General features: G+C 54.8%; 7 protein-coding genes. 3 read left to right on the forward strand and 4 right to left on the reverse strand.

Annotation, left to right across the window (positions count from 1 at the left end; translation table 11 throughout):
* Positions 1-644: 644 nt before the first annotated feature.
* The 3 genes from ABD971_RS25775 to ABD971_RS25785 all read left to right on the forward strand — a co-directional run bounded on the left by ABD971_RS25775 (position 645) and on the right by ABD971_RS25785 (position 5,808).
* Positions 645-1,865 (forward strand): OmpP1/FadL family transporter, encoded by a 1,221-nt coding sequence (locus ABD971_RS25775; RefSeq protein ID WP_345326738.1) that lies wholly within the window; start codon positions 645-647, stop codon positions 1,863-1,865.
* Positions 1,866-2,102: 237 nt separating this feature from the next.
* A complete protein-coding gene (locus tag ABD971_RS25780; protein ID WP_345326739.1) occupies positions 2,103-4,100 on the forward strand; it encodes an NHL repeat-containing protein in 1,998 nt (665 codons plus the stop codon).
* A 64-nt stretch (positions 4,101-4,164) separates the two neighbouring features.
* A complete protein-coding gene (locus tag ABD971_RS25785; protein WP_345326740.1) occupies positions 4,165-5,808 on the forward strand; it encodes an arylsulfatase in 1,644 nt (547 codons plus the stop codon).
* A gap of 116 nt (positions 5,809-5,924) precedes the next feature.
* Here ABD971_RS25785 and ABD971_RS25790 read toward each other — a convergent pair whose 3' ends face one another.
* The 4 genes from ABD971_RS25790 to ABD971_RS25805 form a co-directional block, all read right to left on the reverse strand.
* Positions 5,925-6,752 carry a hypothetical protein gene (locus ABD971_RS25790; RefSeq protein WP_339942233.1) on the reverse strand — a complete coding sequence of 276 codons (828 nt, stop codon included), beginning with the start codon at positions 6,750-6,752 and terminating at the stop codon, positions 5,925-5,927.
* A gap of 104 nt (positions 6,753-6,856) precedes the next feature.
* Positions 6,857-9,949, reverse strand: a complete 3,093-nt coding sequence (locus tag ABD971_RS25795; RefSeq protein WP_345326741.1) for a valine--tRNA ligase — start codon at positions 9,947-9,949, stop codon at positions 6,857-6,859.
* A gap of 13 nt (positions 9,950-9,962) precedes the next feature.
* Positions 9,963-11,552: a citramalate synthase gene (gene cimA / locus ABD971_RS25800; protein WP_345326742.1), complete on the reverse strand. Its 1,590-nt coding sequence runs from the start codon at positions 11,550-11,552 to the stop codon at positions 9,963-9,965.
* 368 nt (positions 11,553-11,920) lie between these two features.
* Positions 11,921-12,298, reverse strand: coding sequence for a hypothetical protein (locus ABD971_RS25805; RefSeq protein WP_339942230.1), 378 nt, complete (start codon positions 12,296-12,298; stop codon positions 11,921-11,923).
* Positions 12,299-12,446 lie beyond the last annotated feature (148 nt).

Genomic DNA, 12,446 nt, shown 5'->3' on the forward strand with positions numbered 1-12,446 from the left:
CCCGTAGCAACAATCGGATGCAACTTTTGGGTTCGGGGCTTCGAACTACAACGAGGATTTACCTGCCACTGGCCCTTTACGTCACACATTGTGCCTATCCGTCACAGCGCAGACGAACGCTGCAACGGGAATTGCTGCGGTTCATGAAGTCGGCGACCCACCCCATTTCAAAGAGCAAATGTAGATCCTAATCGATCCGCTTAAGACTCTCCTGCACTCGACTTCGGAATACCGAACACAAACGTCACTCCGTAGTCGCCGAAAACTCAGGTTCATTTACGAGCAATTCCAAACAAAGCTGCTCACCGCTGCATTTTGCTGCGTTCATCTAATGGGATAAATACCGCTTTGAGATCGCGTTGCAGCGATCAAAAAACTGACCAAAGCCAGTGGGAATGATTCGACCGCGATGCGGTTGGGAAGGACAGACGGAACACACGTGGGCTTCGCAAGGTGATTCAAACTCGGTGATAATTTGTGCCGATTGTTTCGCATCACCGGACGCCCCGTGCTCATCCCGCCCCCCTTGCGGTGTTTGGGTTGTACCGCTTGCAACACCCGCGACGATAGGCACAACAGGGGATGCCGTGCCGGTACCACCGTTGGTTACTCGCGAGCGAAGATTCAAATGGCAGGAGGCCAGTATGTTCAAGCGAATCGTATGGATTGGAGTAACCGTCGTTGCGGCGACGATGTGTACTACCGACGCAAAAGCTCAATCGTTTGGGATCGAGCTAATGAACAATGTGATGCCGGCCTCGGGCGGGATGGCGGGGGCGAGTATTGCCAAACCACAAGACCTGCAATCAGCGATTTATGGTAACCCAGCAACGCTAACCCAATTCCGTGGCACGCAGTTTTCGCTCAGTAGTGCTTGGATCGAACCGACGTACAACGTCACCCAATCCGCTGACCTACCCGCCTTTGGTGTCTCCGAGTTTGATCAATCCAAATCGGATGCTCAAGGGATTGCTGCGGCAAACATCGGAGTCACTCAAGACTTTACCGCGATGGGATTTCCGATCACGACCGGACTCGGGTTGATGTCGGGTGCGGGCGCGTCCGGCGATTTTCGTAACGTGCCCGAGTCCAACGGGACTCACGTCTATCTTTCCGCGTTGGATATTGTTGCGAGTGCTGGCGTTGATCTGACCGACCGACTCTCGATCGGATCCACATTTGTACTCTCCAGCGCCACCATGGACGGACCGTTTGTGGGTATCACCGGTGCCTCTTCCGATTACGCGCTACGTGGTGGCCTGGGCGTCAACTACCAATTGCCGGTCGATACGACTGTTGGAATGTATTGGAAATCGCAAGTCGATTACACGTTTGATAACCTTGTTCGATTTTCTGTAGGTCCCGCTTTAAACGTTTCCGTTGACCGGCCTGAAATCTTGGGTTTGGGGATCTCCAATACGTCGCTGATGGACGGCAAGTTGTTGTTGGCGATCGATGGTGTTTACCAGAATTACTCTGATACTGATTTCTTTCGAGCGATTTACGACGATCAGTGGTCATTGCAGTGCGGTGCGCAATATTCGTATAGCTCGCGACTGAAAATGCGAATGGGTTACGCATTCAACGAAAACCCGATGCGAGGGAATGTAGCGGATAATATCGGCGGAGTTTCACCGCCTGGCGACCGCGACCACATTCGCTACATCCAAGGCCAACTTGCGGCGATCACGCAGCACCGCATTACCGCAGGCGTCGGCGTTCTTGATGTGCTACCAGGCGTCGATCTTGATCTTTTCGCCGGGGGCATGTTCAAGGAATCGCAAACGTTTTCGACGACAACGGCGTCGTTGGAAGGTTATTGGGTTGGCTTCGGTTTGACTTGGCGTTTTTGCCGCGGATCGTAAATCGCCGCATCGAGTTTTTCACATTGTCTTGAGAGATCTTCACAGTGTTTTGGGAGAGAAGCCCGACCCGATCCGTCGGCAAGCAGCTCAAGGCTTGACGGGTCAAGTGACAGAGGTCGTTTGACTCTCTTGAGGCCAAGTTACACCAAGGTGTAATTGTGATTGGTTTAGCGTCCCCGATATTAGTGGTACCGGCCTGCATACTTGAGCTAGGCCCCTACCCCCGGGGAAAATTCGATGAAACCCGTTTTTCTGAACCGAAACCAATCCCTTGGTTTCGCACTGTTTCTTTTGGCGTTCTGCTTGCCGTGCTTGACGATTTCGGCTGCGGATATACTGGGGCGTGTTGAACTTGGCGGTCAACCGATCAGCGGAGTCAAGGTCACGCTTTTTGCAACTCAAGGCAGCGATGCACCACTCAAGCTCGCCACCGCCGTCACACGTGACGATGGTTCTTTTTTGGTTTCCAGCGATTCGGGTCGCGAGGATGGGGTGCTGTACCTGATCGCCAGCGATCCGGCAAAACCTCTCGTCCTACTTTCGCTGCTCGACAACGTCCCGCGTGCCAACGTCGTGGTTAACGAATTGACCACAGTCGCATCCGCTTTCACGGCCGCACAGTTTATTGAAGGACACTCGATTCGTGGAAATCCATTAGGGCTGCGAATTGCAGCTAGCAACACTCCCAATCTGGTCGATCCGGTCACAGGTCAGTGGGGACAGGTGCTTCTTAACCCGCTCAATAGCACCCAAACCACGACACTTGCAACTCTGAACACGCTCGGGTCGATGATCACCGCGTTTGCCCGCGTCACAGATGACGCATGGGGTGCCAAGTTGCTGAAGGCAGCAACCCCGCCTGGCGGCACCGCTCCGGTCGATACGCTTGATGCGATGGTCAGCATCGCTCGCACGCCGTGGGCAGCCCCTAAGGAAATCTTTTCGCTGTTCGAGGAAGCCTATCCGCAACCCAAGGACGGCTCGCGACGGAGCGCGCCGTTTGTCCCTTATCTCGCCTACGCTCCAGATGACTTCACCCTCTCGCTGTGCTTTGCTGGCGGCGGTGTTTACTCGCCTGGACGGCTGATGTTTGATGCCGAGGGTAACCTTTGGAGCGGTCAGAATTGGATGGCGGGATCGCAGTCGGGTGTCAACCAAAGCATTGGTGGAGGCGTTTCAAAACTCTCGCCAAATGGTAAAGCTCTATCGCCACCGATCACCGGCTACACCGGCATGGGAATCGACGGAGTCGGCTGGGGCACTGCGGTCACGCGTGACAAGGTTTGGGCGACGAGCTTCAACGGAAAAATTCTCGTTTTGGATTTTGCCGGCAAACCCGCCGCCGTCGAAAGCGATCTGCCATTTACAGAGAAGTTACTTGGCCTGATGGGCATCGGGGTCGCCGCAAACGGAGATGTTTGGATCGCCGACGGTGTCCAAAATCAACTGCTCTATTTTCGCGGCGGAGAAGTAAAGGCAGGTCAGATCGTGAAGGTCCCGGGTCTGAAGTCACCGTTTGACATCGTCATCGATCCCCAGAACCGCGTCTGGGTCAGCAACTCGCAATCCGACAAAGTGGTTCGCTTTCCTGTCGACGATCCTTCCAAGGCAGAATCGTTCCGTGTGGGAATGGGCGTTCGTGCCCTCGCGCTCGACTCGAAAGGCAATGTTTGGGTCGCTAGCAACATGTCACTCGACTTCCCGCCCCCCGTCATCCCCGACGGGGCATCGATCATGCAGCAATTTAAAATCGCTGCTGCACATATGCTCAAGGTGCTCTCGAGCGATCCCACAATGGTCACCGGTGTAGTCAACATGATCCGCCCTGATGGCAGCCAGCCCGCGCCCAACGGATTCAGTGGCGACAAACAGGTTAGCGTCCCATGGGGTTTGAATGTGGATGGCAACGACGACGTTTGGATCGGCAATTTCTGGGGGCGCGGCGTGGTGCTGATGGCCGGCGACACCCCCCGAGGACACGCGGCGGACATCAAGACCGGCGATGTGCTTCACGTCTTCAAAGGCGGCAGCATCCAGATGCTGACCGATGTTTCGATCGATCCGGCAGGCAACGTTTGGGCGGCGAACAATTGGAACAATCTCAACGCTGCGGCTGCCCCGGATCCAAACCGCCCCACTTCGACTTGGGGTGGTGGTTCCGGCATCACGATCATCTACGGCGTGGCGGCTCCGGTGCAATCGCCACGAATGGGGGTCGTTCGCGCAGCGAATTGAGTTCGTATTTCTTAGTCAACAAACGCGATAGGGCACTGGGCCCAATTCCAGCAAACTTTTCTCGATGCCAATGAGTCCCGACATGCGGTACCTTCAAAAAATTCGTCTCTCTCTGCTGGCGATTGCGCTGATCGCAATTCCCGCAACCTTGCACGCCCAAACCAAGCAGCCCAACATCATCATGATCATGGGCGATGACATCGGTTGGTTCAACATCGGCGCCTATCACCGTGGCATGATGTCGGGCAAGACGCCGAACATTGATCGTTTGGCACGCGAGGGGATGATGTTCACCGACTACTATGCCGAAGCGAGTTGCACGGCCGGTCGCGCCAACTTTATTACAGGCATGCTTCCCTATCGAACGGGAATGACCACGGTGGGGCAAGCAGGATCGCCGATCGGTTTGCCCGCCGACGCGCCAACGATCGCCACGGTGCTAAAAGACATGGGGTACACGACGGGCCAGTTTGGCAAGAACCATTTAGGCGACTTGAACGAGTTCCTGCCCACCGTCCACGGCTTCGACGAATTCTTTGGATACCTGTATCACCTTGATGCGATGTCCGATCCTTTTTGGCCTGGATATCCCAAAGATCTGCTTGACCAGATCGGACCACGCAATCTTGTTCATTCCTGGGCCAGCGACGTGGACGATCCGACCGTGCAACCTCGTTGGGGAAAAATCGGCAAGCAAAAGATTGAGGACAAAGGCCCGTTGCCGCCGCATCCCACCGACGGCATCACGCACAACATGGAAGACATTGATGATCACATCTTAGAACTGACCACCAATTTCATGCAGAAAGCGCAGCAGGATGACAAACCGTTCTTTGTTTGGCTGAACCCCACGCGGATGCACATCTTCACTCATTTGAATGACAAATACAAAGCACTCGAGGGGCAAGACAACTACGGTCTACAAGAAGCGGGCATGGCCCAGTTTGACGACATCGTCGGATCGATCATCAGCAAGCTGGAAGAAATGGGAATTGCCGACAACACCATCATCGGCGTCACCACCGACAACGGCACCGAAGTGTTTACGTGGCCCGATGGTGGAAATACACCGTTCAAAGGAACCAAGGGGATGACGACCGAAGGAGGCTTTCGCGCACCGATGGTTATGCGATGGCCAAAACACATCCCTGCTGGCAGTGTGCAAAACGGAATCACATCCGGCATGGATTGGCTGCCCACATTGGCCGCCGCCGCGGGAAATCCGAATATCTCGGAACAGCTAAAGCAGGGTAAGAAAATGGGCGACCGAACCTACAAAGTTCACTTGGATGGTTACAACCAATTGGACATGCTTACCAAGGGTGACAGCAGTCAACGGGAAGAGGTTTGGTATTTTAGTGAATCGAGTCTCGGAGCGGTGCGAATCGGTGATTGGAAATATGTGTTCATCGAACAACCCGAAGGATGGCCGGGTGCCAAAAACAAATTGAACATGCCAATCATTCACAACCTGCGGCGTGACCCGTTTGAACGCTATAGCGATCATAACTGGGGCGTTGGTTCGTCCGATTACATGATGTCCTTCTATGCTCGCGAATTTTGGCGATTCATCTTCGTGCAAAAGAAGGTAGCGGAACTCGCGAAAACGGCCATCGAGTTTCCGCCGATGCAAAAGGGGGCATCATTTAATCTCGAGGCGGTGAAGGAACAAATCCAGGCAGCCGTACAGTCTCATCATGGTGGGTGAGAACCGCAACAGGGTCGGTGGCGACGCGAAACCCAACTCGGTCCATCGAGCCGCAGTCACCGGGACAGTTTTACGGGGGTCGCATCGGAGCCCCCCCAGGCAGCATCACCGCCTCATCACAGGCCTGCGGAAATCGCGCCTGCGAGAAAACCACCCGCGACCATCCCCATCAACACAGCGGTGATAAACAGTCGCCCGGTCTCGCGCCAATTCTTGATGACAAAATAGAGGATGTAAAACGGAACAAACAGGGTCAACAAACCAGTTTTGATGTCCTTTTTGAACGCTTTGACGATCACCATCAGCTGAGCTCCTTGCGAGATCACCATGCACGCTCCGAACCCTAACACAAGGAACGTCGCGATTGGATTGAAGCCGCCTCCGCCATCGAGTTGACGCGACACATTGATCGCAACCACGGCAATCCCCGTCGAGCTGACGATCAAAAACAACACAAGCGCCAACATCCAGGTCGGCATCCCATTGTTGCCTGACAACCGATCCTGCGTCTCTTTGGCACGCGCCATATCGGCGGCCGCTTTTTGCAGAGCGAGAGTGCCGTGCGATACATCCAATCCAGGCGTCTGATGACCGGACAGCCGGTCACCGGTTTGCTTGTTGTAACCACACTGAGTGCACAACACCGCGTTGGCTTTCATCTCTGCCCGGCATGCCGGACAGATTGCAGCGACTTGTTGACTAAACCCTTCTTCGTCAAACAAGTCATCCAAGCGATTGCTGGTCGCTGCGGGCGCCGGTGCAGGTGCCGCTGCGGGACGACGGGCCGGTTGTGCCGGAGCGGCCGCTTGCTTGGGTTTAGCTGCTGCGGTTGCCGCAGGCACTTTCAATACCGTTTGACAGCCAGGACATTTGACCGCTTTGCCAGCCGCAGCGTCCGGAATATTGAGCACTTTGCCACATTGGCAAGTCATTTTAATAGGCATTGCAAAAAGCCAATAAGGAGAATGTGTGCGACAACGCAGCGGCCAAAAGTTCGCGGTTGCCCCCGCAAACTATCTTGAACTGCTTTGCGACCCGAGTCTAGCGTTTAACCGAGTTTAGTTTTGAGTCGCTGAATGTCATTTTCAACTGATTCGAGTTGTCGTTTCAATTCTTCGAGCGACTCGCGTTCTTTCGCTACTACCTCTGCGGGGGCGCGAGCGACGAAGTTTTCGTTCGAGAGCTTCTGCTCTTTTCCGCCAATCTGTTTGACCACCTGGTCTCGCAGTTTTTCTAAGCGAGCCAACTCGGCTGCAAAGTCGATGAACTGCTCTAAGTCGACGTGCACCTCGATGTCCAGTCCGGTGATCGCCAAGGGGGCATCGATCTCAAACGGCTTCGCCGTGGGGCTCAGTTCCACAACATCGGCGCCGGCGAGTCCTTGGAAATAGGTCCGCATCGGTTCCAAAAGTGCTTGCGATGACTCGCTACAGCGGATCGCCACGGGCACCGTATCTCGTGGAGCAATGTTTTGGCTCGCACGGATGCGGCGGATCGCTCCGACGACTTCTTGGAACTCGTTGAATTGCCGTTCAATGCCCTCGTCGTAATGTGCCGCTTCGGCGATCGGCCAAGCCGCGGTCATCACAAACTGCGGAGCATCCGCAGGCGACGGAACACCCCGTTTTGGAGCCGCTTCGTTCAAGTAACCCCAAATTGATTCGGTCACAAACGGCATGATCGGGTGCAATAGACGCAGCAGCGTATCGAGCCCGTGAGCCATCACCGACTGAGTGACCCCACGAAGCGAATCGTCGGACAATCGTGGTTTGGCGATTTCGACGTAGAAGCTGCAGAATTCGTCCCAGGCAAAATCGTAAAGGATTCGCGAGGCTTCGGCAAAATGGTAGTGCTCGGTTGCTTCGGTTACCTGCTTTGTCACCGTCGACAATCGACTGAGTAACCAGCGGTCTTCCAGCGGCAACGATTTGACATCGATTTCCTGTGCTTCGTAGCCTTCGAAATTCATCAAGGCAAACCGAGCTGCGTTCCACAACTTGTTGACGAAGTTGCGAGCGGTTTCAAATCGCTCGCTGACCACCGCGGCTCGCGGATGCGTCTTGTCCGCGGCGGATTCAGCCCACTGAGTCGAGAATGTTTTCTTGCACTCTGGGCAATCCAGCTTCGGCAAGGATCGGTTCTTCTTCGTTTGGTCAATCAATTTTTCGCAATGCGGACACTCGTACTGGACCGGCATCCGCACGTCTTGCGTTTCGGTTGCCAACCGAGCCAATCCAAAACGCAGTGCATCGGGACCAAACTTTTCGATCACGTCAATCGGGTCAACGCCGTTGCCTTTGCTCTTGCTCATCGTTTCCCCCAATCCATCGAGGATTTTGGGGTGAATGAAGACCTCGTTAAATGGGATCTTGCCGACGTTATTGAGCCCCATCAATACCATTCGCGCGACCCACAACGTGATGATGTCACGCGAGGTGATCAGCGTGCTGGTCGGGTAAAAGTACTCGAGTTCCGCAGTTTGCTCGGGCCATCCGAGCGTGCTATGAGGCCATAACGCCGATGAGAACCACGTATCCAGAACATCGGGGTCGCGGACCAACCCCAACCCCTCGACTTTCGCTTCGAGCTTTGGATCATCGCTTCGCAAACAAACGAATAGCGAGTAGGTGCCATCTTCGTTTTCATCAATCCGATCGGCAATCTTGCCCGATGCATATTCCGAAAACGCTTTGATCTTTTCCGCGGCCGCGTTTGCATCGGCTTCGCTGATCCCACCCAGCGACCAAATCGGAATTTGATGCCCCCACCACAATTGACGACTGACCGGCCAATCGCGTTTTTCGCTCAACCAATCGAGATAGCCTTTGCGATAACGCTCGGGGAAAATCTTGACTTGCTCGGTCGAAACGGCATCCATGGCGGATTGAGCCAACTCTTCCATCGCCACGAACCACTGGTCGGCCAAGTACGGTTCGATCGGTGTCTTGCTGCGGTCGCTCAGTGGCAACTCGATTTCACGATCCTCGATTTCGCCAAGCAGATCGAGTGCCTCGAGATCTTCGAGTACCTTGGCTCGTGTCTTTTTGATCGTCAAACCTTCGTAAGCGCCGGTTTCGGAATTCATCGTTCCGTCGGCGTTCAGGATATTGATCATCGCCAATCCAACCCGTTTTCCGACTTCGTAGTCATTCGGGTCGTGCGCCGGCGTGATCTTGACGCATCCGGTCCCCATCTCGGGTTTGGCCCATTCGTCGGCAACGATTGGGATTTCACGATTCATCAACGGCAACATCACTTTGCGACCGTCCAACGCCATGTCACGCAATTGGATCAGCAGCGGCAGCATCGTTTTGCGGCGATCCGCGAGGGCTTCGATTTGTTTATCGATCTCACTCTTTTCGCCGGCTGATGCGGTTTCACGCTTTGTTTTCAGATCCGCTTCGAGCTTGTCCATCGCCGCTTCGGGATCGGGATGCACCGCGACGGCGCTGTCGCCTAGCATCGTTTCAGGCCGCGTGGTGGCGATTTCGATTCGCGACGGTTCGCCGGACTTGGGATCAACGACCGGGTAGAAGATGTGCCAAAAATGGCCTTTCTCGGTCTGGTTGATCACTTCATCATCGCTGACCGCGGTCTGCAAATAAGTGTCCCAATTGACCAGACGTTTGCCGCGGTAGATGCGTTTCTTGCTGAACAGATCAAAGAAGGTCGCTCGCACCGCGGCAGCGCAGCGGTCGTCCAAGGTGAATCGAACTCGCTCCCAATCGCAACTGCATCCCATGCGTTTGAGTTGGTCGAGGATGCGTTTTTCGTATTGTTCTTTCCAATCCCAGATCCGCTGCACCAACGCTTCGCGACCAAGATCGTGACGCGACTTGTTCTCTTGTTCTTTGAGTCGTTTTTCAACCACCGCTTGCGTCGCGATTCCGGCATGATCGGTGCCAGGCATCCACAGCGTTTCAAAACCTTGCATTCGCTTGGTGCGAATGACGATGTCTTGCAGCGTGTTGTTCAAGCCATGACCAAGGTGCAGCGCCCCGGTCACGTTCGGAGGTGGGATCACAATCGTAAAGGGTTTGCGATCAGGATTGGGTTCGGCGTGAGCGCATCTTGCATCTTCCCAAGCTTTGGCAATGTCCGCTACAGCGTCCGAATGGTCAAATCGAGTCGGAATCGTCATGATTTTTCTAGCGTTACTTTTTTTCGGATTTGTGAAGTTTGTATTCGACGGCATCGACCAGCGCGCTCCAGCTCGCTTCGATAATGTTTTCGCTGACGCCAATGGTGCCCCACGATTCGTGGTCATCACAGCTTTCGATATTCACTCGGATCGATGCCTCGGTTCCGCTGCTCGATTCAACGACGCGTACTTTGTAGTCGGTCAAACGCATCTCTGCGAGCATCGGGTATTCGTCGGCAAGTGCTTTGCGAAGTGCGGCATCGAGTGCGTTGATTGGCCCGTGGCCTTCGGCAGCATCAAACCACAACGTCTCGCCGACTTTGAGCTTGATGATCGCTTCCGCAAACACACTACGCTGTTTGCTCTCGATGCTGCGATCCCCCGCCACGACTCGGTACTTGATCGTTTCAAAGTGGGGCGTGTAGGTACCGGAAACGCGTTTGATTAGCAGATCGAACGACGCGCCCGCGTTTTCAAATTGGTAGCCCTCGTTTTCCAGTCGGACGACTTCGGCCAGAATCTTGTCCATCAATTCGCGGTCGTCTTCCAAGTTGTGCTTGGTCGCCAGCGCGGCGATGTTACTACGTCCGGAAAGTTCGCTGACCAGAATGCGACGTTCATTGCCGACCAAGGCTGGATCAATGTGCTCGTAGGTCTTGGCCGCTTTATTGATCGCGTGGACATGCATGCCGCCTTTATGCGCGAACGCACTTTGGCCGACAAACGGTTGGTTGTTACGCCATTGCAGATTGGCGGTTTCGTAGACAAAGCGGCTCAGTTCCGTCAACGGTTGTAGCGATCGGCCGCCCAGCACGCTGTAACCTTTCTTCTTGAGCGACAAATTCGCCATCACCGTGATCAAGTCGACGTTGCCACAACGTTCACCGATGCCGTTTACGGTTCCTTGAACCTGAGTTGCCCCGGCATCGACCGCTGCTAACGAATTCGCCACAGCAAGCTCGCAATCGTTGTGGCAATGGATCCCGATTTGCACATTGAAATCGGAAAGAGCGGCCTTAGTCGCTTCGGTGACTTCGCGAATCCGCTCGGGCAGCGTGCCGCCGTTGGTATCGCACAGGCTGAGCCAAGTCGCGCCGGCCGACGCGGCGGCCTTCAGCGTTTTGATTGCGTATTCGGGGTTTGCGTCGTAGCCGTCAAAGAAATGTTCGGCGTCGTAGATCAATTCAGCGCCGCGAGCAAGAAATTCGGTGCTCTCGCCAATCATCGCCAAGTTTTCTTCGAGCGTGACGCGAAGCACTTCGGTGGCGTGGTAGTCCCACGTTTTGCCGACCAAGGTGATGCAGGGCGTTTCGGCTTGCACCAACGCTTTCATGCCAGGATCGTCTTCGGCTTTCATCGATTTCCGCCGCGTCATTCCAAACGCACAGACCTTGGTGTTGCCGAGGTTGCGTTTTTTGATCTCGCGAAAGAATGCCACGTCCTTCTCGTTCGACAGCGGGTAGCCCCCTTCGATAAAGTCGATGCCAATTTCGGCCAGCCGCTCGGCAATATTGAGCTTGTCTTGAAGAGAGAAACTGACACCTTCGCCCTGAGAACCGTCTCGGAGCGTTGTGTCGTAGATCAAGATGGGTTTGGCGTTCATCGCGGGCGTGTTGGAGTTAGAAGGGGAAGGTGCAGAGAAGCGAAAGACGTGTGGGGGGCAAAGCGTCGGGGAGTGAAAGTAGGAAAATTGGCGGTCGGTCTGCGGTCGTTGGTGTTTCAGGTACGAAAAAACCCCCGAAGCTATGGGTGGCCTCGGGGGTGAATGTCAAAGTGGCATCTCGATTCGAGCCCTGCTCCGCAATTGACTGCGGCCAGTCCGATTCGTTCCCCGCGTTATGGCCGGCTATCAATGCCGACGACGCGGATAATCATGGTTTGGATAATGCTGTGAAGTGCCACGGAATTGTCTGTTTCTGTAAGGTTTTGAAGCACAGAGGATAGTTTTTTTGCGGACGCTGTCAATCGCAGCTATCCCGGGGTCAAACGGCGGCGGCGTGCTTGGGCAAACGAAATCAGGCTGACGACCAAGAAAATCGTACAAAGCACCGTCATTGCCATGACCACTTGCATCGCCAATGAGTTCACTTGGATTCCACGGAGGACGCGGAATAGCGAGAAAACGGTGTTGCTTCCCCCGATCAGGGTGCCCAGTAATGCGACCGTCGCCGCCACGTGCATCGCGTGCTTGCGACGGTGAGGATTCAACCCGACGACGCCGCAAAATAACATCGGAATTCCGAACATCATCGGACAAAATTGGGACGGCATCTTCTGCATCGTCACCATCAACGCCAGCATCGTGACAGCGCAGAGCATCAAGCCAAATACGATCGCAATACGTGACATTTGTCGCCACTCCGCTCCTAAATTAATGGCCGAGGCTCCGCCGCTCAGCTTCCGAAGGCCGAAATGGTATCGGCCGATGTTTGATTGGGCGAGGGGGCTGTAACAAGCCACACGATTCGCCCAACCGAAACTCGTTCTATCGCAATCT

This window comes from Novipirellula rosea (assembly GCF_039541335.1).
Taxonomy (GTDB): domain Bacteria; phylum Planctomycetota; class Planctomycetia; order Pirellulales; family Pirellulaceae; genus Novipirellula; species Novipirellula rosea.